Annotated in this window: 20 protein-coding genes; all 20 read left to right on the top strand. The window is 69.9% G+C overall.

What is annotated here, in order from left to right; genetic code table 11:
• Nucleotide 1 precedes the first annotated feature (1 nt).
• The 20 genes from ACG0Z6_RS06020 to ACG0Z6_RS05925 all read left to right on the top strand — a co-directional run bounded on the left by ACG0Z6_RS06020 (nt 2) and on the right by ACG0Z6_RS05925 (nt 23,135).
• Nucleotides 2–1,549 (top strand): B12-binding domain-containing radical SAM protein, encoded by a 1,548-nt coding sequence (locus tag ACG0Z6_RS06020; RefSeq protein WP_394459481.1) that lies wholly within the window; start codon nt 2–4, stop codon nt 1,547–1,549.
• On the top strand, nt 1,546–2,655 hold the full coding sequence (locus ACG0Z6_RS06015) for a BtrH N-terminal domain-containing protein (protein ID WP_394459479.1): 1,110 nt from the start codon (nt 1,546–1,548) through the stop codon (nt 2,653–2,655). The genes ACG0Z6_RS06020 and ACG0Z6_RS06015 overlap by 4 nt, the downstream gene beginning before the upstream one ends.
• Nucleotides 2,652–5,087 carry an ATP-binding cassette domain-containing protein gene (locus ACG0Z6_RS06010; protein WP_394459477.1) on the top strand — a complete coding sequence of 812 codons (2,436 nt, stop codon included), beginning with the start codon at nt 2,652–2,654 and terminating at the stop codon, nt 5,085–5,087. Before ACG0Z6_RS06015 ends, ACG0Z6_RS06010 begins: the two co-directional genes overlap by 4 nt.
• 5 nt (nt 5,088–5,092) lie before the next feature.
• Nucleotides 5,093–5,827: a hypothetical protein gene (locus ACG0Z6_RS06005; RefSeq protein WP_394459475.1), complete on the top strand. Its 735-nt coding sequence runs from the start codon at nt 5,093–5,095 to the stop codon at nt 5,825–5,827.
• The gene (locus ACG0Z6_RS06000) at nt 5,820–6,875 is read left to right on the top strand and encodes a BtrH N-terminal domain-containing protein (protein WP_394459473.1); all 1,056 of its coding nucleotides are present in this window, start codon (nt 5,820–5,822) and stop codon (nt 6,873–6,875) included. Before ACG0Z6_RS06005 ends, ACG0Z6_RS06000 begins: the two co-directional genes overlap by 8 nt.
• The gene (locus ACG0Z6_RS05995; protein WP_394459471.1) at nt 6,872–8,212 is read left to right on the top strand and encodes a phenylacetate--CoA ligase family protein; all 1,341 of its coding nucleotides are present in this window, start codon (nt 6,872–6,874) and stop codon (nt 8,210–8,212) included. The genes ACG0Z6_RS06000 and ACG0Z6_RS05995 overlap by 4 nt, the downstream gene beginning before the upstream one ends.
• Before the next feature lie 26 nt (nt 8,213–8,238).
• Entirely contained in the window at nt 8,239–8,523 is a 285-nt protein-coding gene (locus ACG0Z6_RS05990) for a ferredoxin (protein WP_394459469.1), read from the top strand.
• Nucleotides 8,496–9,974 carry a tryptophan 2,3-dioxygenase gene (locus tag ACG0Z6_RS05985; RefSeq protein WP_394459467.1) on the top strand — a complete coding sequence of 493 codons (1,479 nt, stop codon included), beginning with the start codon at nt 8,496–8,498 and terminating at the stop codon, nt 9,972–9,974. Before ACG0Z6_RS05990 ends, ACG0Z6_RS05985 begins: the two co-directional genes overlap by 28 nt.
• A gap of 21 nt (nt 9,975–9,995) precedes the next feature.
• On the top strand, nt 9,996–11,522 hold the full coding sequence (locus ACG0Z6_RS05980) for a 4-hydroxyphenylacetate 3-hydroxylase N-terminal domain-containing protein (RefSeq protein ID WP_394459465.1): 1,527 nt from the start codon (nt 9,996–9,998) through the stop codon (nt 11,520–11,522).
• A gap of 12 nt (nt 11,523–11,534) precedes the next feature.
• Nucleotides 11,535–12,827, top strand: a complete 1,293-nt coding sequence (locus tag ACG0Z6_RS05975; protein ID WP_394459463.1) for a TrpB-like pyridoxal phosphate-dependent enzyme — start codon at nt 11,535–11,537, stop codon at nt 12,825–12,827.
• Nucleotides 12,824–13,840 carry a BtrH N-terminal domain-containing protein gene (locus tag ACG0Z6_RS05970; RefSeq protein WP_394459461.1) on the top strand — a complete coding sequence of 339 codons (1,017 nt, stop codon included), beginning with the start codon at nt 12,824–12,826 and terminating at the stop codon, nt 13,838–13,840. The genes ACG0Z6_RS05975 and ACG0Z6_RS05970 overlap by 4 nt, the downstream gene beginning before the upstream one ends.
• A gap of 5 nt (nt 13,841–13,845) precedes the next feature.
• Nucleotides 13,846–15,933, top strand: coding sequence for a molybdopterin-containing oxidoreductase family protein (locus ACG0Z6_RS05965; protein WP_394459459.1), 2,088 nt, complete (start codon nt 13,846–13,848; stop codon nt 15,931–15,933).
• Nucleotides 15,911–16,585 (top strand): class I SAM-dependent methyltransferase, encoded by a 675-nt coding sequence (locus tag ACG0Z6_RS05960; protein ID WP_394459457.1) that lies wholly within the window; start codon nt 15,911–15,913, stop codon nt 16,583–16,585. The genes ACG0Z6_RS05965 and ACG0Z6_RS05960 overlap by 23 nt, the downstream gene beginning before the upstream one ends.
• Before the next feature lie 2 nt (nt 16,586–16,587).
• Nucleotides 16,588–17,937 (top strand): phenylacetate--CoA ligase family protein, encoded by a 1,350-nt coding sequence (locus ACG0Z6_RS05955; protein WP_394459455.1) that lies wholly within the window; start codon nt 16,588–16,590, stop codon nt 17,935–17,937.
• Nucleotides 17,934–18,866, top strand: coding sequence for a carbon-nitrogen hydrolase family protein (locus tag ACG0Z6_RS05950; RefSeq protein ID WP_394459453.1), 933 nt, complete (start codon nt 17,934–17,936; stop codon nt 18,864–18,866). Before ACG0Z6_RS05955 ends, ACG0Z6_RS05950 begins: the two co-directional genes overlap by 4 nt.
• Nucleotides 18,867–18,887: 21 nt before the next feature.
• The gene (locus tag ACG0Z6_RS05945; RefSeq protein WP_394459451.1) at nt 18,888–19,649 is read left to right on the top strand and encodes a nitrilase-related carbon-nitrogen hydrolase; all 762 of its coding nucleotides are present in this window, start codon (nt 18,888–18,890) and stop codon (nt 19,647–19,649) included.
• Complete coding sequence (gene mfnA / locus ACG0Z6_RS05940) at nt 19,642–20,787, top strand: tyrosine decarboxylase MfnA (RefSeq protein ID WP_394459449.1); 1,146 nt, start codon at nt 19,642–19,644, stop codon at nt 20,785–20,787. The genes ACG0Z6_RS05945 and mfnA overlap by 8 nt, the downstream gene beginning before the upstream one ends.
• 98 nt (nt 20,788–20,885) lie before the next feature.
• Nucleotides 20,886–21,602 (top strand): LuxR family transcriptional regulator, encoded by a 717-nt coding sequence (locus tag ACG0Z6_RS05935; protein WP_394459447.1) that lies wholly within the window; start codon nt 20,886–20,888, stop codon nt 21,600–21,602.
• 123 nt (nt 21,603–21,725) lie between these two features.
• On the top strand, nt 21,726–22,055 hold the full coding sequence (locus tag ACG0Z6_RS05930; protein ID WP_394459445.1) for a hypothetical protein: 330 nt from the start codon (nt 21,726–21,728) through the stop codon (nt 22,053–22,055).
• Nucleotides 22,056–22,229: 174 nt separating this feature from the next.
• Nucleotides 22,230–23,135 (top strand): sensor domain-containing diguanylate cyclase, encoded by a 906-nt coding sequence (locus tag ACG0Z6_RS05925; protein WP_394459443.1) that lies wholly within the window; start codon nt 22,230–22,232, stop codon nt 23,133–23,135.
• Nucleotides 23,136–23,145 lie beyond the last annotated feature (10 nt).

Genomic DNA, 23,145 nt, shown 5'->3' with positions numbered 1-23,145 from the left:
GATGCGTGTGCTGCTGATCTCCACCAACAAGATCCGGGTGCCGCGCCCGGCCCTGCCCATCGGGCTGGCCTACATCAGTGCCGCGCTCAAAGAAGCCGGGCACGAGGTGCAGATGCTCGATCTGCTGTGGGAAGCGCGCGAGCTCAAAGCCGTGCTCGAAGCCCTGCACACCCACAAGCCCGACGTGGTGGGCGTGGGCGTGCGCAACCTCGACAACCTCACCTTCATCGACCCCGTCTTCTTCGGCCCCATGACGCACAAAATCGTGCAGTGCGTGCGCAAGCACTCCAGCGCCACCGTGCTGCTGGGCGGCACGGGTTTTTCGGTCGAGCCCCAGTCCATGTTCGACTACGCGCGCCCCGACTACGGCATTGCTGGCGAGGGCGAGGACTCGGTGGTGCAGCTGCTGGACTACCTGCAGCGCGGCGTGGGGGACTTGAGCCGCATCTCCGGCCTGTGCTGGGTGGACCCCGCCGACGGCTGCTACCGCCAGAACCCCACACTGGGCCAGGTGAATGTGCGCGCACTGCGCCCCGACCGCAGCCTCTACGACCCGCGCTACTTCGAAGAAACCGTGGCCGCCAGCACCGACCTGAGCCGCGACACCCAGCCCGCCATCGAAACCCTGCAGACCAAGCGCGGCTGCAAGCTGCACTGCAGCTACTGCATCATCAAGAAAACAGAGGGGCGCAGCGACCGCTTCAAAGAGCCGCGCGAGGTGGTGGAGGAAATCCGCGCCGCCATGCAGGACAACCCCGCCGTGCGCGAGTTCGAGGTGGTGGACGCCACCTTCAACTACCCGCTGGACTACGCCATGGCGGTGTGCGAGGAGATGGTGCGCACCGAGCTGAACGTGCCCTGGTACTGCCAGCTCACGCCCAACGCCATCACGCCCGAATTCGTGGCCCTGCTGGAGCGCGCGGGCTGCATCCGCGTGGACCTGGGCACCGACTCCTTCAGCGACGCCGCGCTGGAGCAGCTCATGAAGGGCTTTGACATGGCCAAGGTGGCGCAGGTCGACGCGCTGCTGCGCCAAAGCCGCATCGAGTTCACGCACTGCGTGTTTCTGGGCGGCCCCGGCGAGGGCGCCAAGGAGCTGCGCGAATCCGTGCAGGCCCCGCTCAAATACCTGCGCCCGCACCAGATCTACGCCAACCTGGGCATCCGCATCCTCAGCGGCACCAAGCTGCAGCGCCTGGCGGTGAAGAAGGGCATCATCAGCGAGGACCACAATATGTTCGTGCCCACCTTCTACGTGGAGCCCGAGCTGCTGGAGGACCCCGAGACCCTGGGCTATGTGCGGGACCTCTACCTCAGCCACAAGAACTGGTATTTGTGGTGGGGCCTCAAGGGTCAGGACTTGCACGAACGCAGCCACCAGACGCGCCAGCGCGTGCTGCAAATGCACCGCGACTACCAGGACGTGATGGCCACGCAGCCCCCGCTGCGCCTGCGCCCCAGCGTCCCCGCACCCGCCACCACCCTGCCCATACGCTGGATGGCCGCCCCCACCGGGGCTGGCGCCACCACACCCGAGGTGCAGCCATGAGCCGCCCCGCACAAAGCCGCTACCAGCACCGCGCCGGTGCCAACTGCGAAAGCGCCTGCCTGCGCAACGCCCTGGCCGCACAGGGCCTGGCGCTGGAGGAAGAGGTGGTGTTCGGGCTGGACGGCAATATCGGCTTTGCCCTGTTCGAGCGCGAGGGGCCCGAGCCCGACCTGGTGGTGGGGCGCCAGACCATCTTCCCCGGCCAGGCCCTGCGGCTGCTGGGCTGCAGCGTGCAGGCTCAGCAGCGCACGCCGCTGTCGCGCCTGCGCCAGTGGCTGGCTCAGGGCGAGGTGGTGGTGGCGCGCGTGGACCTGGCGGCCCTGCCCCACCACGCCACCCTTGAGGGCGCGAGCGCGCCTTTTGGCGGCTACTTCGTCAACCTCTGCGGCCAGCTGCCCCCGCTCAACAGCGATGGCGAGGGCGAGTTCCTGGTCTCCGACCCCGCCTGCGCCGAGTTGCTGCGCGTGCCGGTGGACCAGGTGCAGCAAGCGCGCCTGAGCAGCGCCTGCCCGCCCATCAACCCCAATGGCTGGTGCTATGTGCTGGGCGGCGGCGCGCAGGCACCAGCGCTGGAGCGCCTGGGCCCAGCAGCGCTGGCGCAAAGCGCGCGCGAGATGCTGCGCCCCGCCCTCAAACAGCAGGGCTGCAGCGGCTTGTTGCAGCTGCAACGGCGCGTGGCGCAGTGGCCCGAACTCAAGCGCGGCACCTTGCCCCCACCCCCCGGCAGCCCGGGCTTGCCACGCTGGCCAGCCCTGACCTGGCAGCTGCGCGCACTTGGCAGCGCAATCGAGTTATGGGGTACGGGTGGGGGCCTGTTCCGGCCGTTGTGGACGCGTTTCATCGAGCGGGTGGCGCAGGCCCTGCCCGACCCCGCCCTGAACGCCGCGGCCACCCACATCGCGCGCAGCGCCCAGGCCTGGCAGCACATGGGCCAGACCTGCCTGAGCCTCACCCCCAGCAGCAGCGCTGAGGCCCTGCGGCACACGCTCAACGAGGTGCAGCGGCTGCTGAGTCTGCTCATTCCCGAAGAACGCCTGGCGCTGGAGCACTTGGCCCAAGCCGATGTGCGCGCGCGGCGCCAGCACCTGGCCGGAGGCCCGCCATGACCCTGCCCCATGACGGCATACGCCTGGAAGGCGTGCGCACGCACAACCTGCAAAACCTCTCGCTGACCCTGCCCAAAAACCGCCTGGTGGTGTTCACCGGCGTGTCGGGCTCGGGCAAGTCCTCACTGGTGTTTGACACCCTGTTCCAGGTGGCCAAATCCCTGTACCTGGGCGCGCTGGCCAGCACCGGCCAGGAGCTGGGCGACGCCGACTACGAGCTGGACCACCTCAGCGGCGTGCAGGCCCCCGTGGCCCTGGCGCAAAGCACCCAGCGCCTGAGCAACCCGCGCTCCACCGTGGGCAGCATGAGCGGCATGGAGCGCAGCCTGCGCGTGCTGTTTGCGCGCCTGGGCCAGCCCGTGTGCCCGGTGTGCCTGGGCCCCACCGACGCGCAGCTGCGCTGTGCCAGCTGCGGCTGCCTGGCCCAAGCCCTCACGCCGCTGGACTTCAGCGCCCACCGCAAGGAAGGCATGTGCCTGTCCTGCAAGGGCCTGGGCCGCGTGGCGGGCTTTGACCAGGAGCGCGTCATCCCCGACCCGGGCCTGAGCCTCAACGCCATCTGGGAGGGCGCCGAGCCCGGCACCTTCAACATTCCCAATGTGCGCAAGGCCTTTGACGCCATGTGCGCCGACGTGGGCATTGCCGCCCACCAGCCCTTTGCTGCGCTCAGCGCGGCGCAGCGCCAGCTGGTGCTTTACGGCAGCCCCACCACCTATTTCATCCAGGTGCGCAAGGTCTCCAACCATGTGCGCTTTGAGGGCATCCTGGGCTATTTGGAGCGGCTCTACCGCGAGACCAGCTCGGCCGCACGCCGCGCCGCGCTGGAGCGCTACCTGGGCGACGCGCCCTGCCCCGACTGCCAGGGCCTGCGCCTGCGTCCGGCCTCGCTGGCGGTGCGGCTGGGCGGGCAAAACATCGCCACGCTGCAGCAGCGCCCCGTGGCCGAGCTGCTGGGCCTTTTGCAAGCGCTGGCGCAAGACCCAGCCCTGCCCGGCGCCTGCCTGGACCTGCTGCGCCGCATGCAAACCCAGTGCCAGCACATCGCCGCCGTGGGCCTGCCCTATCTGGCGCTGGAGCGCAGCGTGGTCTCGCTCTCGGGCGGGGAGCTGCAGCGGCTCTTGCTGGCCCAGCACCTCAGCAATGCCCTGAGCGGTGTGATGTATGTGCTGGACGAACCCAGCACCGGCCTGCACCCGCGCGACACCGCGCAGCTGCTGACCCTGCTGCAACAGCTGCGCGACCAGGGCAACAGCCTGATGGTGGTGGAGCACGACGAAACCCTGATCCGCGCCGCCGACTGGCTGGTGGAGGTGGGCCCCGGCGCCGGACGCCAGGGCGGGCGCCTGGTGTTTGAGGGCACCCCCGTGGCCTTGCTGCAAAGCAGCAGCGCCACGGCACGCCACCTGGGCCAGCCCCTGGCCGCGCCCGCTGCGGCGCTGGGCCCGCGCCAGGCCTGGTGGCACAGCAGCCCCTTGAGCCGCCACAACGTGCAAAACCTCAGCGTGGCCCTGCCGCTGGGGGCCTACACCTGCGTCACCGGCGTGTCGGGGGCGGGCAAGAGCAGCCTGGTGCAGGCGCTGTGCGCCGAGCTGCAGCGCCAGCTCAACGCGCGCAGCGCCCCGCCGCAGCTGCAATACCTGGTGCATGCCGAGCAAAAGCCCATGGCGCGCTCCAGCCGCTCCAGCCTGGCCACCTATGTGGGCCTGGCCGACGAGCTGCGCGATCTCTACGCCGCCCAGCCCGAGGCGCAGGCCGCCGCTCTGCAGCGCAGCCACTTCAGCGCCAATGTGGCGGGCGGGCGCTGCGAAACCTGCAAGGGCCAGGGCGAGATCGAAATGGACATCGCCTTTTTGAAGAACGACTACCAGCCCTGCCCGGACTGCCACGGCCAGCGCTTCACGCCCGAGGTGCTGGCCGTGCAGTGGGGCGGACGCAGCATCAGCGAGGTGCTGCGCATGAGCGTGAGCGAGGCGCTGGCGCACTTCATGGGCGGGCCCGCGCCGGTGTCGGACACGCTCACCGCGGCGCTGCGCCTGCTCGACGAGCTGGGCCTGGGCTATTTGCAGCTGGGCCAGTCCACCCGCACGCTCTCGGGCGGCGAGGCGCAGCGCCTGCACCTGGCCTCGGAGCTGCAGACGCGCAAGAGCGGCCAGGGCCTCTATGTGTTTGACGAGCCCTCGCGCGGCCTGCACGGCGCCGACCTGCCCCAGCTCTGGCGCCTGCTGCAGCGCCTCAAGGCGCAAGGCCACACGGTGCTGCTGATCGAACACGAGCTCTCGCTCATCGCCTGCGCCGACCATGTGCTGGAGCTGGGCCCCGAGGGCGGCCCCGGCGGCGGCCAGCTGCTCTACAGCGGCCCAGTCTCAGGCCTGCTGGGCTGCACCCACTCCCCCACCGGCCGCGTATTGGCCCAACACAGTGCTCTGCACTGACTCCCATGACCCACATGACCCCACACCACAGCCCCTCATCCGGACTCCTGCCGCTGCTCTACGGCGGTGGGCCTGCGGTGGCCGAGCAGCCACCGCACCTACCCCTGCCCGACCTGGCTCAGCGTCCCGACAGTTGGGCCCACATCACCACCCTGGCGGCCCAGGTGCGCGCGCACAGCCCGCTGGCCCTGCTGGGTGATTTTTTGCAAAGCAGCCCGGCCGACCTGCAAGCCCTGGGCGACCCCGGCCGCGCCGCCCATTGGCGCGGCGTGCACCATGTGGCGCTCTACCTGGGCGACTACGACACCGACACGCAGTGGCTGGGCTTCATGGCCGCCTTGCAGCGCCAGGCGCTGGCGCTGGGGGTGTCGGTGCTGGACAGCGGGCCCTCCTACATCGCGCCCAAGCGGCACGGCACGCAAGGCTGGTGGACCAGCTTGACGCTGCACGACGGCAGCATCATCGAGCTCTTCAGCTGCCGCCTCTGGGGTGCCTGGGCCGCGCAGCCGCCGCTGCAGCGCTGCACGCTGATGTCGCACGCCGCACTGGGCCTGGCGCGGCGCGCCCATGTGCTGCCCACGCTGCAGGGCCTGGCGGCCACGCACCGTGAGCTGGAGGTGGTGGCCTACACCGAAGGCGACGAGCTCGGCCACTGCTACGGCCACCTGCTCAACCACCGCACGCAGCGCGTGCTCGAACTGGTGCACGCCGGTGCGGCTGCGGAGGTGACTCATGGCTGAAGTGCTCCATCCGCCCTTTGTGGGCGTGCATTGCGAATCGACCATGCTGGTCAACCTGCTCTCGCAGCAGGGCGTACAACTGTCCGAGCCCATGGTGTTCGGGCTGGGCCAGGGCCTGAACTTTTTGTACTGGCGCAGCGCCAACATGCCCTACCCCTTTATCGGGGGGCGCATCAAGCCCGACCTGCTCACCGCCAACCTCTGCGAGGCCCTGGCCCTGCCGGTGGAGTCGCGCGAGTTCAGCTCCGACGCGCGCGCCTGGGCCCATGCCCAGGCCACGCTGGGCCAGCAGCAATGGCTGGGCCTGAAGGTGGACCACTACTACCTGGACTACTTCGGCGAACAGCGCTTTCACTTCTGCGCCCACTACATCACCTTGTGCGGCTACGACCAGGAGGAGGCGCAAGTCATCGACACCCTCAGCGGCGGCGGGCGCACGCACACCAAGCTCAGCAGCCTGGCGCTGGCCCGTGCCGCCAAAGGGCCCATGTCCTCGCGCCGCCTCAGCGTGCGCCTGCTGCCCGGGCCTGACCTGGACCGGCTGCGCCAGCAGCTCAGCGCGCTCTTGCCCGGCGCCGTGCTGCAGGCCATAGCCAGCAACGCGCGCACCTACCTCAACCCGCCCATCAAAAACATTGCCCACCGTGGCATTGCCCTGGCCGGGCAGCAGGTGGCGCGTTGGCCCGAGGGCATTGCGCAACCCCAGCAAGACCTGCCCATCATTGCCTTTCTCATGGAAGAGGCGGGCACCGGCGGCGGGCTGTTTCGCCGCCTGTGGGCGAGCTTTTTGCGCGAGGCCCAGACGCTGTGCGCGCTCCCCGCCCTGGGCCCCTTGGCAACACGCTGCGACGCCCTGGCCGACCAGTGGAGCGAGGTCGCGCGCCTCATCGACCTGGGCGGGCGCAAAAGCGATGGCGCCGCCCTGACTCGCGCCAGCGCCATGCTGGCCGAGCTGGCACCGGCCGAGCAAGCGCTCATGACCGATCTGCTGCACATCGTGGAGCCCCACATCCCCGCCACCCCACCGCCCGGAGGCGCCAAGCCATGAACATGCCCGACCTGCTCGACCCGGTCTCCGCCATCGCGCGCTTGCTGGCGCGGCGCCAGCGCTTGGCCACCGAAGTGCTGCAGCACATGAACCTCGGCCCGGCGGCCTTGCTGGACTGGCAGCAAACCCTGCTGCGCGCCACGGTGCAGCACGCACTGCTGCACTCACCGCACTACCGCCGGACTTTGCAGGGCGTGGGCCAGGCCTGGCTGCAGGGCTTGTGTGAGTTCTCCGAGCTGCCGCTGACCACGCGCGAGCAGCTCATGGACGCCTACCCCTTTGGCATGCTGGCCACCGCGCACGAGGAGCTGGTGCGCTTTGGCGAGAGCTCGGGCACCAGCACCGGGCGCTCGCTGGCGGCCTACTTCACGGCGGACGACTGGTTCACCAACAACTGCGCCGTGGCCCACCACCTGCAGCAGGTGCTGAGCCCGCAGGACGTGGTGGCCGTGGCCGTGCCCTACGAGCTGGCCGGTGTGGGCCAGGACCTGGACCGCGCCCTGGAGCTGGTGGGCTGCACCGTGGTGGCACTGGGGGCCGTGACGCCGTTTTGCCCCAGCGAGCGCATGGTGCAAATCCTGCGCGATGCGCGCGTCACCGCGCTGGTGTGCTCGGGCACGCGCGCCCTGCACCTGGCCGAGGTGGCGCAGGCCCAGGGCCTCAACCCTGCGCAAGACCTCGGCCTGCGCAAGCTGCTGTGCGCGGGCGAAGGGGCCTCCGCCGCCAAGCGCGAGCTGCTGGAGCGCACCTGGAACGCCCGCGTCTACCCCATGTACGGCATGACCGAGACCAACACCCTGGCCATGTGCTGCCCGGCGCAGCAGCTGCACCTCATGCAAAGCCGCCACTTCTTTGAAGTGCTGGACCCCGACAGCGGCCTGCCCGTGGGCGAGGGTCAGGCCGGCGAGCTGGTGGTCAGCACCCTGGCTGCGCGTGCCCTGCCGTTGCTGCGCTACCGCACTGGCGACCTGGTGCGCCTGCACAGCGCGCCCTGCCGCTGCGGGCGGCCCACGCAGCGCATCGACCACCTGGGGCGGCTCGGCGATGTGCTGCATGTGGGCACGCAGCGCATCAGCCTGCTGGCACTGGAGCAAACCCTGCTGTCCTGCCTGGACTGCGCGCCCTATCACTACGCCGTCAAGCCGCTGCAAGGCACGCTGCTGCAAGTGGGCCTGACCGACAACAACCTCGTCACGGCCGTGCAAGCGCGGCTGCGCCAGGCTTTTGAGCACCAGCACGGGCTGACGCTGGAGTTCGTGACCATAGACCGCAGCAAGGTCGACCAGGCCGTGCGCCAGGCCGTCAAGCCCACCATGAAGAGCATCTATCTGGACTGAACCCCTTCACCCGCAGGGAGGGCCCCATGGCCGACTTCGCCGCTCGCCACCACCGCAATGCGCCTGGGCGCATTTACGTCGACACCTCGTGCATCGACTGCATGGTTTGCAAAGACCTGGCACCGGCGCACTTTGACCTGGACCTCGCCACCGAGACCTTTTTCGTCTGCAAACAACCCAGCACGGCCAGCGAAATGGACTGTGTTCAAGAAGCCATCGACGCCTGCCCCTGCCACTGCATCGGCTGCGATGGACCGGTGCTGCTCAGCCAAGGAGAAGCCTCATGCGCCTCGACACCCCCGCAGAACTGAGCGCCGCCGCGGCCGCGCACAACGCCCTGGGCGCGATTGCGCCCAGCTACGACCTGCTGCACAACATCCCGCTGCTGACGCAGGCGCGGCAGGCCGCGCTGGAAAGCAGCGCCACCAGCGCCAGCGCCGTGCAAACCCTGCTGCAAGCCGCCGAGGTGGCGCTGCTCAACCAGGCGCGGCTGCTCACACGCGCCGCCACGCTGCTGCAGCAAGGCGCGCTGCAAGAGGCCACCGAGGTGGTGCGCTGGGTGCATGGCTTTCACCTGGTGCTGCGCCGCCTGGGCGAGGTGCCGCGCCAGCTGCAGCTGCAACTGCTGCGCCCCAGTGCCGGGCAAACCCGCCAAACCCTGGGCCTGGCGCAATCCAGCGCCCTGCAAGAGTTTCTGTTGGCCCAAGCCCGCTTTGACGCCACCGTGCTGGCGCACTTTGGCTGCGCCCCCGAGGGCGGCAGCAGCCCGCAGCTCGAGCGCGTGCTGGGCCGCGGCCGCCACACCGACTGGGACTACGCGCTGCTGGACCTCAACCGCGCCTCGGCCCACGAAGCCCAGCGCTGGGAGGAAGAGCTGGGTGCGCTGACCCTGCCCAGCCGCCACACCGACTACGACAGCTTCATCGGCGCTGCGCTGCTGCACCAGGCCGTGCAGGGTGCGCAGCTCAAGCAACCCACTTGCTACACCGAGTTCGTGGCCCTGCACCAAATCCCCGAGCTGCTCAGCCAGGAGATGAACGACCACGTGGAGCAGGCCGTGCGCGAGCTGCGCGCCGAGCGCTACACCGCCGCCACCGAGCACCTGCAAGTGGCGCAAGCCCTGCTGCCCACGCTGGTGGAGTCGCAGCAGGTGATGTCGCTGTGCCTGTCGGCCTCGGACTACCACGTGTTCCGCGACAACCTCGGCCCGGCCAGCGGCATGCACTCGCTGGCGATTCGCTATCACATGTTCCGCGACCTCTTCAATGCGCTGTGGAACGAGCTGGAGCAGCAGCTCAGCGCCCTGGGCCTGGGCGACCTGCACCAAACCCTGCAGACCATAGACCGCGAACGCCACCAACACCCGCAGAGCTGGGCCCTGCACGGCCTGGTCAACAGCGCGCTGGCCGTCTACACCGGGCTGGACCACTGGCGCCACGTGCACCTGCACATGCCGCGCAACTGCCTGGGCGCGGGCGGCACCAAGTCCATGATCGGTGTGCCCGACGGGCTGGAAACCGTCAAGCGCATGCGCGACGCCGCCAACGCCCTGCCCGCACTCTTGAACGTGCACGCCGCACGCGGCCTGCACATGGTGCAGACCGAACCCAGCGGCGCCGTGGCCCGCCACCACCAAAAGCCCACAGCGCTGGACAGCCGCGTGCTCAACGCCATCGGCCACTACACGCGCGGCGAGTTCCCGCATGTGCAGGACAAAAGCGTGTGCCCCTTCAGCCGCAGCGAACCACCGCGCCGCCCCTGAGCCCCCACCCCGGAGCCCCCCATGCCTGAGCCCCGCACCCCCCTGGCCTTCAACAGCCCGCACTACCAAAGTGCGCTGCACATGCACGCTGCGCAAGGCGTGCACGACGCGGCCTCTTTGCGCCGCAGCCTGCAGGACGAGCGCGAGGTCTGGTACGACGGCCAGCGCGTGGACGTGCTGCGCCACCCGGCCTTTGCCGGCGTGCTCGACACGCTGTGTGAGCTCTACGAGCTGCAGGCCCACGGCCCCGACAGCGCGCAGATGTGCTGGACCAGCCCCGAGAGCGGGCAGCGCCTGAGCCTCTCCTACCTGGCGCCCAGCACGCCGCAGCAGCTCAGCGCCAAGATTGCCAACAGCCACTTGTGGATGCGCCACAGCCACGGCCAGCTGCCGCGCATCCCCGACTTCATGGCCAATGTGGTGGTGGGGCTGTACGACTACCGGCAGGAGCTGGCCGCCGTGCAGCCGCAGTTCGGCGCCAATGCCGAGCGCTACTACCGCTACTGCCGCGAGCACGACATCGTGCTGACCCACGCCATTGGCGACCCGCAGATCGACCGCTCCGCCTCCCTGGCCGAGCACCCTGACTACGCGCTGCGCGTGGTGGAGCGCCGCAGCGACGGCGTGGTGGTGCGCGGCGCCAAACAGCTGGCCACGCTGGCGCCTTACTGCCATGAGGTGCTGGTCTACCTCTCGCCCGCGTTTTTCATGCGCGAGTCGCCGCAGTACGTGATCTGGTTCGCCCTGCCCGTGGCCACACCAGGCCTGCGCCTGATGTGCCGCGAAGCCCAGTCGCCCAACGCCACGGGCTTTCGCCACGACCTCAGCGCGCGCTACGACGAGCAAGACGCCATGCTGTTTTTCGACGATGTGTTCGTGCCCAACGAGCGCATCTTTTTGCTGGACGACAGCGCCACCGCCGCACGCGGCTTCCCGCGCCTGAGCGCCTGGGCGCTGATGGCCGGGCAGGTGCGCTACTACCACCGGCTGCGCACGTTTTTGGGCGTGGCCTCGCTGGCGGCGCAGTCCATTGGTGTGGACCAGTTCCGCGAGGTGGCCGACATGCTGGGCGAGCTGACCTCTTACGTGGAACTCATGCGCCTGGCGCTGCAGGGGCTGGAGCAGGGTGCGCGGCGCACCAGCTCGGGCCTGCTGGCCCCGGGCGTGACCCTGGCCATGGACGCTTTCGCGGCGCAAACCACCACGCGCGTGGCGCACATGCTGCGCGTCATCTGCGGCTCGGGCCTGGTCATGCAGCCCAGCGAGGCCGACCTGCGCAACCCCGTGCTGCGCCCGCTGCTGGAGCGCTATATGTGCGGCAAAGACGTGAGCGTGGCCTTCAAGTCGCGGCTGTTTCGCCTGGCCGCCGAGCTGGTGAGCGAGCGCTTTGGCATGCGCCAGGAGCTCTACGAAATGTGGAACCGCGGCGATGTGGTGCGCAACCGCATGGCCCTCTACGCCAGCTACCCCGAGCGCGCCGAGATCGAAGCCCAGGTGCGCGCCCTGCTGCAGCGCGGCACCGATGCCCTTGAGGGCGCCAACCCCTGACGAGGACCCGCCATGAGCAACCCCACCAGCATCGACTACACCCTCAACGCCCAGCAGCTGCCCACGCGTTGGCGCCACCCCCTGGCCGACCTGCCCTGGCCGCTGCCGCCCGTGCGCGACCCCAACAAACCCAGCGCCGCCGAGATCATGCGCCGCGTGCGCCCGGCGGCCATGCTGCGCCAGAACCAGGCCGACCCGGCCTGGGTGGACATTCCCGAGCCGGTGCGCGAGCGCCTCATCCAGATCGGGCGGCCCACGCCGCTGCGCCGCGCCCTGCGCCTGGAGCGCGCCCTGGGCAGCACAGCGCGCATCTACCTCAAGCGCGAGGACCAGCTGCTCAGTGGCAGCTTCAAGCTCAGCAGCGCGGTGGCCCAGGCCTACTACTGCCAGCAGGAGGAGCGCACGCAGGTGGTGTCGGAAACCGGCGCGGGCCAATGGGGCATGAGCCTGGCCCTGGCCAGCCGCATGTTCGGCCTGGGCTGCCAGATCTTCATGGCGCGCTGCTCGCTGCAGCAAAAGCCCTACCGCAGCCACTACATGCAGCTGCTGGGCGCGCAGGTGCAGCCCTCGCCCTCGCTGAGCACACGCATCGGGCGCGAGCTGCTCAAAGAGCGGCCCGACCACCCCGGCAGCATTGGCAGCGCCATCAGCGAATCCATCGAAACCGCGCTGGGCGGCAGCGCCGCCTACCTCTCGGGCAGCAATGCCAACCACGTGCACCTGCACCAGTCCCTGCTGGGGCTGGAGACGCAGGCGCAGCTGCAGCTGGCGGGGGAGTCTGACGGGCCCGACGAGCTCATCGCCTGCGTCAGCGGGGGCTCCAATCTGTGCGGCTTCATGCTGCCCTTTTTGCGCCACAAGCTGAGCGGGCGGCCGCTGCGCATGCTGGGAGCGGAGTCCACCGCCGCACCGCGCCTCACGCAGGGCGTGTACGAGTACTGCGGCTCCGACCCCGCGGGCTACACGCCGCAGGTGCTGGCCTACTCCATGGGCCGCAGCTTTGTGCCCGAGCCCGTGCATGTGGGCGGGCTGCGCCAGCACAACAGCTCGCCCCTGGTGAGCTTGCTGCGCCACCACGGCCTGCTCGACGCCGTGGCCTACGACGAGCAAGAAGCCTTTGCCGCCGGGCGCCTGCTGCTGCAAACCGAAGGGCTGCTGGTGGCGCCGGAATCGGCCCACGCCGTGGCGGCGGCCCTGGCCTCGGTGCAGACCGCGCGCGAGCAGCAGCGCCAGCCCTGCATCGTGGTGCTGGTCAGCGGCAGCGGCATGCTGGACCTGGACAGCTACAAGCAGGTGCTGCTGTGAACGCCCCGGCCCTGCAGCTGCAGCACTTCACGCCCCTGCCCGGCGTGCACTGCGAGTCCTCCACGCTGCGCATGATGCTGGCGCACGCCGGCCTGCCCCTGAGCGAGGCCATGGTCTTCGGCCTGGGCCAGGGGCTGGACTTTGTGATCTGGCCCTGCGACGACCCCGCGCACCAGCTGCCCATCCTCTCCGGCCGCATCGACTCCTGCGGGCTGATCGAGCACTTCGCGCGCCACAGCGGCGTGGCGCTGCAGCAAACCCAGACCGACGACCCGGCCGACGCCCAGGCCCAGCTCGAACAAGCCCTGCAGCTGCAGCGCGTGGCCGGGGTCAAGCTGGACATCTACCACCTGCCCTACTTCTCGGCGCAGCGCCATTTCTGCGCGCACTTTCTGGCCGTGGTGGGCTTGCAAGGCGAAGTGGCGCAGGTGGTGGACACCGCCAGCCAGGGCGGCGCCCAAACCCTGGCCTTGCCCGCCTTGCAAGCGGCGCGCGCCAGCATGAAGGGGCTGCAGGCCTCGCGCCATTTGCTGGTGCAAGTGCCCGCACCGGCGCAGCTGGACAAACCCCTGCCCCAAGCCCTGCGCGCGGCCATCGCGGGCTGCGCCGAAAACTACCTGCAGCCGCCCGACAGCACACGCGGCTGGCGCGGCCTGCAAACCCTGCTGGCGCGCATGCCGCATTGGTGGCGGCTGTTTGCCGACCCGCCACAGATGCTCATGGGCATTGCCAATTTCTGGGAATTCGCGGGCACGGGCGGGGCCAACTTCCGGCTGCTCTATGCGCAATTCCTGCAGCAATGCCTGGCGCACCTGGACTCGCCCGCGCTGCCCAGCCTGGTGGCGCGCGCTCACCTTGTGGCCCAGGGCTGGAGCGAGTGCATTGCAGGGCTGCGCAGCGTGGCCCAGCAGGGCGACGGCGCGCAGCTGGAGCCCCTGGTGCAGCACTTTGCGTTGACGGTGGCGCAAGAGCACCAGCTCATGCAGGGCCTGGCCCGCATCATGGCGGAGTGAGGCCCGTGCACAGCCCCCCGACCCTCAGCACCCAAACCAGCTTGTGCCGCATGTGCCACGGCGGCTGCGGCGTGAAGGTGCAGCTGCAAGACGGCCAAATCACCGCGCTGGAAGGCGACAGCAGCAACCCCTTCACGCACGGTTTTTTCTGCGTCAAGGGCAAGGCCTCGCTGGAGCTGCTGAACCACCCCGACCGGCTGGAGCAGCCGCTGCGCCGCGTGGGCCACAGCCACCAGGTGCTGGGCTGGGACGAGGCCCTGGACCTGGCCGCCGAGCAGCTGCAGCGCGTCATCCAGGCCCACGGCCCCGAAGCCGTGGTGCTGGCCCAGGGCACCGACCGCAACTACCAGGAGTGGGTGTTCCGCCTGGCCAATGCCATGGGCACGCCCAATGTGCTGGGCCCGGCCCATGTGTGCTTTTACCCGCGCCTCATGGCCGCGGTGCTGAGCTGCGGCGGCTTTACCTTTTGCGACTACGCCAGCACCCCCGAGGTGGTGCTGCTGTGGGGCAGCAACAAGCTGCTGACGCACTCGGACGGCGTCATCGGCACCCAGCTCGCCCAGGCCCTGCGCCAGGGCAGCGAGCTCATGGTCATCGACCCCTACCCCACCGAGCTGGCGCGCCGCGCCGCGCTGTGGCTGCAGCCGCGCCCGGGCAGCGACGCCGCCCTGGCCCTGGGCTTTTTGCACCTGGTGGTGACCCAGGGCTGGTACGACGCCGACTTTGTGCGGCAGCACACCGAGGGCTTTGAGCCCCTGGTGGCCCACCTCGCGCCCTACACGCCCGCGCATGTGGCCGAGCTCACCGGCATTGCGCCCGATGTGCTGGAGCGCGCAGCACGGCGCTATGCGCTGGCGCGCAGCGCCTGCATCGAGGCGGGCACGGGGGTGTCGCAGCACCCGCAGGCCTTTGCCACGCTGCGCAGCATCACCATGCTCAGCGCGCTGTGCGGCCACCTCGACGCGCCCGGCGGCGACGTCATCTGGGAGCCCATGGCTGTGGACGGGCGGCGCAGCTTTCCGGCCGCCGCGCTGCTGGCGCCCGAGCAGGCGCGCAAGCGCCTGGGCGCGGCCGAGCACCCGGTGCTGGGCATGAGCGGCTGGGCCCACCCCAACGCCGTGTGGCGCGCCATGCGCCAGCAGCAGCCCTACGCGGTGCGCGCGCTGCTGGGCTTTGGCAGCAATCTGCTCACCACCTATGCCAACGCGCGCGAAGTGCACGCCGCGCTGCAGGGGCTGGACTTTCACCTCAGCTGCGAGCTGTTCATGACGCCCACGGCGCGCCTGGCCGACCTGGTGCTGCCCGTGGGCAGCTGGCTGGAGCGCGACCAGATCGTGGAGTTCAATGCCTACATCGGCGCGCGCCAAAAGCTGGCCCAGCGCGGCCAGTGCCGCAGCGATGAAGACATCATCCTGGGCTTGGCTGAGCGCCTGGGCCTGCAGCGGCATTTCTGGCCCAGCCTGGAGCAGGCCCTGGACCACAAGCTGCGCGGCGAGGGCCTGAGCTGGGCGCAGCTCAAGGCCGAGGGCCTCAAGCCCAACCGCCTGCGCTACCGCAAATACCAAAGCGAGGGCTTCAAAACCCGCAGCGGCAAGTTCGCCCTCTTTCATGGCGGCCTGCCGCACATGGGCGGCGAGGCCCTGCCCAGCTTTCGCGCGCCGCCGCCGCTGCAGGCCGGGGAGTTCTGGCTCAGCAGCCGCCACAGCACTTACTTCTACAACTCCGAGTTCCGCCAGCTCGACAGCCTGCGCCAGCGCGAGCCCTGGCCGCTGCTGGAAATCCACCCCGAAGCCGCCGCCGCGCAAGGCCTGCACGAGGGGCAATGGGTGCGCGTGAGCCGTGGCCAGCGCAGCGTGCAGCTGCGCCTGGCGCTGCGCGCGGGCCTGGCGCGCGATGTGGTCTACGCCGCGCCTTCCTGGTGGGACCCCGCCGACCCCAGCGCGCAGAGCTGGCAGCGCCACAACCTCAACCTGCTCACCGACGACGAGGACTGCGGCGCCGAGATGGGCAGCTCGCAGTTCCGCGGCTTTGCCGTGCGCCTTCACCCCCTCACCGACGAGGAAGCCCCCCATGCTGCAAGCCCGCATTCCTGAAACCGACGAGGCCCTGCAAAGCGCCGAGGTGGCCTTGGCCTACGACCAGATGCAGCGCCACATCCGCGACCACGGCTGGCTGCGCGAAAAAATCGAGCTGGTGCGCAGCCTGGGCGTGCGCGCCGGGCATGTGCTGGAGCTGGGCCCGGGGCCGGGCTATTTCGGCCTGGAGTGGCTGCGCGCCGCCGACACGCCGCAAAGCCGCCTCACGGCGCTGGACCTGGCCGAGCAGATGCTGGCGCTGGCGCAGCGCAATGCGCAGGACTACGGCCTGGCCGCGCGCTGCCACTACCAGCTTGGCAACTGCGAGCACATGCCTTTTGAGGCGCAGGGCTTTGACGGCGTCATCAGCCACAGCTCGCTGCACGAGTGGGCGCAGCCCCAGCGCGTGCTGGCCGAAATCCACCGCGTGCTCAAACCCGGCGCGCCCTTTTGCATCGTGGACCTGCGCCGCGACCTCAGCCGCGAGGCCGTGGCCTTCATGCGCACCAACATCCCCATGGAGATGCGCAAGGGCTTTGCCAACTCGGTGCGTGCGGCCTACACCGAGGCCGAACTCAGCGCCCTGCTGCAAGACAGCCCGCTGGCCGGGGCCACGGTGCAAAACCTGCAGCTCGGGCTGGTGGCCAGCGGCCACCGCGCCCAGCCCTGACCATGAGCGCCCAGCCTGCCAGCGACTGCCTCAGCCGCCACGCCAGCGACCCCACGGCGCTGACGCTGCTGCAGGCCGTGGCCGCGCGCCGTGCCCAGCCCTGGCACGAGGCCGCGCTGCTGGCGGCCCTCAACGCCAACCTGGCCCACGCCCGCACACACAGCCCGCACTACCGCCGCACGCTGGCCGCCCACCCCCAGCCGCTGCCGCATGTGGCGGCCCTGGCGCGCCTGCCGCTGACGCACAAAGACGATTTGCGCGCCGCCTACCCCTGGGGCCTGTGCGCCGTGCCCGCAGCGCAGCTGGCGCGCTATGCCGAGAGCACCGGCACCACGGGCGGGGTGAACGCAGGCTTTGTCACGCAGCGCGACTGGCTGCTCAACCACTACAGCGTGGCCCTGGCCTGGGCCGATGTGCTGGGCCCGCAAGACCGCGTGGCCGTGGCCGTGCCCTATGAGCTCTCCTACGTCGGGGCCGATGTGGACCGCGCCTGCGAGCTGCTGGGCGCCAGCGTGCTGCCGGTGAGCACCAACAACGCCGCCTGCAGCTGGCGCCAGCTGCTGGGCTTGCTGCAGAGCCACCGCATCACCACCTTGGTGTGCGCCCCGCTGCGCGCCCTGCGCCTGGTGCTGCTGGCGCGCGAGATGGGGCTGGACGTGGCGCGCGACCTGGCCGTGCGCCGCATCGTCTGCGTGGGCGAGGCGCTCTCGGCTGCCAAGCGCCAGCGCATTGCGCGCGACTGGCAGGCCCAGGTCTACAACCACTACGGCATGACCGAGGCCCTGTCCGTGGCCCTGCCCTGTGCCGCCGGGGCCCTGCATCTGGCGCAGGAGCGCTTTGTGTTCGAGCTGCTGGACCCACAGCACGAGCGGCCGCTGAGCGGGCCCGGCACGGGCGAGCTGGTGCTCACCACGCTGGACCAGCAGGCCCTGCCGCTGCTGCGCTACCGCAGCGGCGACCTGGTGCGCCTGTCCCCCACGCCCTGCGCTTGCGGGCGCTGGCAGGCCACCATCGAGCTGCTGGGCCGCGTGCAAGACCTCTGCCCCACCGCCCACGGGCCCCAGCACCTCAGCGCGCTGGACGCGCTGCTGCTGGAGGAGCCCGGCATCGAAGACCTCTTCACCACCCGCGCCCAGGACGGGCAGGTGCACATCAGCGTGCTGCCCCGCCCCGGCCAGCCCTGGGCCCCCACCCGCCAGCGCCTGGACGCCGCCGTGGCGCAGCACTGGGGCGGCCCGGTGCAGTGGCAGGTGCAGCCGCGCCAGGACTGGCTGCAGCGCCTGGACAGCCGCAGCAAACCCGCCAGCGCCTTGCTGGTCCAGCCCCCCTCACCCGCTAGGAGTTCGCCATGAAGATTGCCGTTGTTCAAACCGCCTGGCAGCCCGAGGCCAGCCACAACCTCGAACACGTGCTGCAGCGCCTGGAGCAAAGCTGCAAAGGCCGCACCCTGGACCTGGTGTGCCTGCCCGAGTTCTTTCTGGGCCCGGCCTGGTACATGCCGGGGCAAGGCGCGCTGCAAGGCGTCACCGACACCCCGGTGCCGGGCCCGCTGTACGAGCGGCTGGGCGAGTGGGCGCGGCGCCACCGCGTCTACCTGCTGTGCGGCTCGGTGGTGGAGCGCATGGACGACGGGCGCTACTGCAACACCGCCGTACTGCTGGGGCGCGACGGCGAGATGGTGGGGCGCGCCCACAAAATCCACCCCTTCGCCAACGAGGCCGTGTCCTGCCAGGGGGGCTCGTCCATCTGCGCGCTGGACACCGAGTTCGGCAAGATCGGCATTGCCGTGTGCTCGGACTTCTGGGTGCCCGAGACCCTGCGCCTGCTCACCCTGCAGGGCGCGCACACGCTGTTTGTGCCCGGCGGCTCGCTGCGCCAGAACCTGCCGGCCATGGTCAACGCCCTGGTCAGCGCGGCCTATCTGAACGTCTGCAACCTGGTCTATTGCAGCCCCGTGGGGCGCTTGGTGGGCATGCGCGGCGGGCAGACCATCACGGTGGAGTTTGCGGGCACCAGCCTGGTGGCCGCGCCCCAGGGCTTGCTGGTGCAGGCCCCGCCCGATGTGGAAACCGCGCTCTACGCGCAGCTGCAGACCGAGGCCGTGCTGGAGCTGCGCCAGCCCAGCACCGAGCACGAGTACTGGCAGGGCGTGAGCCTGCGCGCACCGCAGGCCTATGGCGCGCTGCTGCAGGACTACGTGGGCCTGACACGCGATTTGCGCGCCGAGATCGCGCAGCGCATGCGCCAGACCACGCCCGCCAGCGGCACCCCCACGTCCTGACCTCACCCAAGGAGCACTGCCATGCACATCACCCTGCTGCCCCTGCGCCAGGCCACCACCCATGCCATGGGCCTGCGTGCGCTGCGCCTGGCGCTGGCCCAAGTTCGCCCCAGCCAGCTGCTGGTGCTGCCCGGCCAGTGGCTCAACAGCGCAGAGCGCCCGCTGGCCCCGGCCGCGGCACAAGCCCTGCTCGAAGAGCTCTCCAGCTGGGCCGCCCAGCACCGCTGCCTGGTGTTCAGCGGCTCCTGGTGGGAGCAAAGCCCGGGCGCACCGCGCTGTGCCTCCTATTTGCTGGACGAACGCGGCGAGCTGCTGCACAGCCTGATACGCCGACAGCATGGATCGGCCAGCAGCCTGCCCGTGGTGGACACGGCGCTGGGGCGGCTGGGCCTGCTCAACGCCAACGATGTGTGGGCGTGGGAGTCCACCCGCGTGCAAAGCCTGCAAGGCGCGCAGCTGGTGCTGGTGGCCGGGCAGCTGGGCGCGCACCAGCAGCGCCAGCAAGAGGCCGCACTGTGGGGGCTGGCGACCCTGAGCTGCGTGGGCATTGCCTTTGCCAGCGCCGCCAGCGCGCAAGACCCCGGCCTGCTGTGCCTGGCCCTGCCCGACGGCGTGCGCGGGCGCAGCCAGGACAGCGCCGAGCCGCTGCACCTCGCGCTGGACCCTGCCTGCCTGCCCCAGCTGCGCGACGCCGACCTCACCTTCCGCAACACGCTGTGGTTTGGGCTGTGGTCGCGCCGCAAAGAGCTCTACGCCCCGCTCACGCAGGCGCCCCATGCGTGAACGAGGCCTGAGTGCGGCGCAGCTGGCGCAACAGCAAGCCCAGCTGCTGGGGCAGGACCGGCCCTGGTCGCGTGTGTTCAATTCCATCTGCACCCAGCCCCACCCCCTGGCGCTGGAAGCGGCCATGCAGACGCTGCACACCAATCTGGGTGATGTGCGCATCTTTGCCGGCACGGCGCAGATGGCGCAGCAGGTGACGCAGCGCCTGGGCGCCCTCATGCAGGGCCCGCACAGCCGCGGGCTGCTGGTGTCGGGCGGCACCGAGGCCAATCTGCTGGCCCTGCACGTGGCACGCCTGCGCCGCCCCGACATCACGCAAGGCGAGGTGATTGCGGGCGAGACGGTGCACTTCTCGCTGCGCAAGGCCTGCACGCTCTTGGGCCTGCGCCTGCGCACCGCCGCGCTGGACGAGCGCCTGCGCCTGCGCGCGGCCGCCGTGCAGGCCCTCATCACGCCGCAGACCCTTGCCATCGTGGGCACGGCCGGCAGCAGCGAGTTCGGCGCCGTGGACGCGCTCGACGAGCTCTCCGCGCTGGCGCTGCAGCAGGGCCTGCACCTGCATGTGGACGCCGCCACGGGCGGCTTCATCATCCCCTTCGCGCGCGCCCTCGGGCACGCGCTGCCGCCCTGCGATTTCAGCCTCGAAGGCGTGAGCAGCATCACCTTGGACCCGCACAAATACGGCCTGTCCATCATCCCCAGCGGCGCGCTGCTGCTGCGCGACGACAGCCTGCCCGCAGGCCTGCAGCAGGACTCTTTTTTTGCCCGCACCCCCACCCACCACAGCCTGCTGGGCACGCGCAGCGGGGCCGCCGCCGCCGCCACCCTGGCAGTGCTGGACGGTCTGGGCTTTGAGGGCTATGTGGCACAGACCCGCGCCAACTACGCGCGCACCGCCTACCTGGTGCAAGGCCTGCGCGCCCACGGCTACGCGCTGATGCTGGCGCCCGAGCTCAACATCGTCTGCGTGGCTCTGCCCCAGGCCGAGGCCCTGGCCCAGGCGCTGGAGCAGCGCGGCTGGATCATCTCTGTCTCCACGCGCTACCAGCACGCCCTGCGCCTGGTGGTGCAGCGCCATGTGGACGAGGCCATGATCGATGCCTTTCTGCACGACCTGCACGCGCTGGCGCCCCCCTAGGAACAGCCGCGGCGGGGCGCTTTGTCCCCTGGAATTTGCCAAATACTTGACATTTACACCCCCCAAAATCGGACCACTTTGACGACTTCGCAGGTCCTATGGACAAATGGCAGCAGGCTCTGCAGCAAGGACTGGACACCGCCCACAACGAGGACGAAGTGTTCGGGCATGTCCTGCGCGCGGCCCAAGCACTGGGCTTTGAATTTGCGGCCTATGGCCTGCGCCTGCCCGTGCCCTTTGCCAAGCCTGCGGTGCTGCTGCTCAACAACTACCCCAAGGCCTGGCGCCAGCGCTATGTGGAGCAGGCACTGTGGCGGGTGGATCCCACCGTGGCACGCGCCCAGCATGACACCGAAGCTTTTGTATGGGAGCCCACACTGCACGATGCAGCCGCACCGTTCTGGCGCGATGCCCACGCCATGGGCCTGCGCCACGGCTGGTGCCAGCCGCGGCGCGAGATCTGCGGCACGCTTGGCCTGCTGACGTTGGCGCGCTCCAGTGGCGAGATCGATGTCGCCGAACTGCAAAGGCTAGGGCCGCAGCTGCGTTGGCTGGCCGACAGCGCCCACAGCCACCTCTCTGAGCTGCTGGTGCAACGCCAATGGCGCGAGGCCCAAGCCGCCCTCACCGGACGCGAGGTGGAGGTGCTGCGCTGGACGGCCGACGGCAAAACCGCACCGGACATCAGCCGCATCCTGGACCTGTCGGTGGACACGGTGAACTTCCATATGCGCAACGCCATGGGCAAGCTGCAAGCCAGCACCAAGACGGCTGCGGCCGTACGGGCCACGATGCTGGGCTTGCTGACACGCTGATTTCGCCCATTTCTCACGCTTTTCGTTTGCGGATGTCCGCCACCGCCCCCGAAAGCGAGGGCCCTGCCCTGCCGCGGTTAGAGCACCTGTGCCAGCATGGCGCCCATTGCTCCGACCCTGCTGATGAAACCCTCGCTTCGATTCTTCACCCTGGCCGCTGCCGCCCTGGCGGTGCTGACCGTGCTGCTGGCACTGCTGGGCCGCTGGGTGGCCCCACAAGTGCCCACCGGGCTGTGGCTGTTGTATGCCTTGGGGGGCTTGGCTTGCCTGGCCGTGCCGGTGCTGGTGCTGATGTCGCTGGACATGCACTTTCGCCAGGCCGTGCTGCGCGGCGGCGCGGCCGACACGCACCTGCTCTATCAAGACCTGGAGACCGACCTCATGGGCTTGACCGAAGACCGCCGCCCGCGCAGCACCAAAATGCGCGGTACCGAGCTTCCCACTGACTACTGAGGCCACCGCTCCGCCTAAGGACGAGCGAGCACTTGATGCCCCTTGCATTCTTGCGCATGGCCGCCGCCAAGCACCCCTTTCTGGCACATCAGCGCTAGACTGGGCCGCGCTGCCGCGGCTTGAGTGTGGTGGTCATGCTCGAAGCATTTGCGGCACGCAAGGAGCTTTGCCGCCATGGTGGCGTTGAGCGAGCTGCACACTCGGGTCTTCCACTCACTGGAAAACCAAATCGCCGTCATTGATTGCACGGGGCTGATCGTCGACGTCAACATGGCCTGGCGCGAGTTCGGGCGCCACAATGGGCTGGCCGCCCCCCAAGACTGTGTGGGCAGCAACTACCTGCAAACCCTGGAGTGCGCGGCCGAGACGGGCGATGAATCCGCCACCCAAGCCCTGCAAGGCATGCGCTCGGTGCTGTGCGGCCATTGCCCGCATTACGAATTCGAATACCCCTGCCACAGCCCCCATGAGCAGCGCTGGTTCATCATGCGCATCTGCCCCTTGTACGGCGCGCGCGAGCAGGGCTACTTCGTCGTCACCCACCTCAACATCACGCAGCGGCGCCTGGCCGAAAACGCCGTGGCGCGCATGGCCGAGCTCGACCCGCTCACCGGCTTGGGCAACCGGCGCGTGTTTCACCAATTCCTGACGCGCGAGCTGCGCCGCTGCTTGCGCCTGCAGCAGCCCCTGGGCCTGCTGCTGCTGGACCTGGACCACTTCAAAACCTACAACGACCTGCACGGCCACGCTGCGGGCGACCAATGCCTGCAGCAAGTGGCCCAAGTGTTGAGCGAGCATGCGCGCCGCCCCGAAGACTTGGCCGTGCGCCTGGGCGGCGATGAGTTCGCCCTGGCCTATGGCGCCACCTCATTGGCGCAGCTCACGCAGATCGCGCAAAGCATCCTGCGCGACATCCGCGCCCTCGAACTGCTGTGCCGCAAGGGGCTGTGCGTGAGCGCCAGCATCGGCATGGTCTCGCTGGTGCCCGACGACGACACCACCGAAGGCCAGCTCTACGAGCGGGCCGATCAGGCGCTCTACCGCGCCAAAGCCGCCGGGCGCGATGGCTTGAGCGTCTGAGCCCGCCTGC

The sequence above is a fragment of the Roseateles rivi genome (assembly GCF_043555845.1).
Taxonomy (GTDB): Bacteria; Pseudomonadota; Gammaproteobacteria; order Burkholderiales; family Burkholderiaceae_C; genus Roseateles; species Roseateles rivi.
This window is presented reverse-complemented; position numbering and strand designations above follow the sequence as displayed.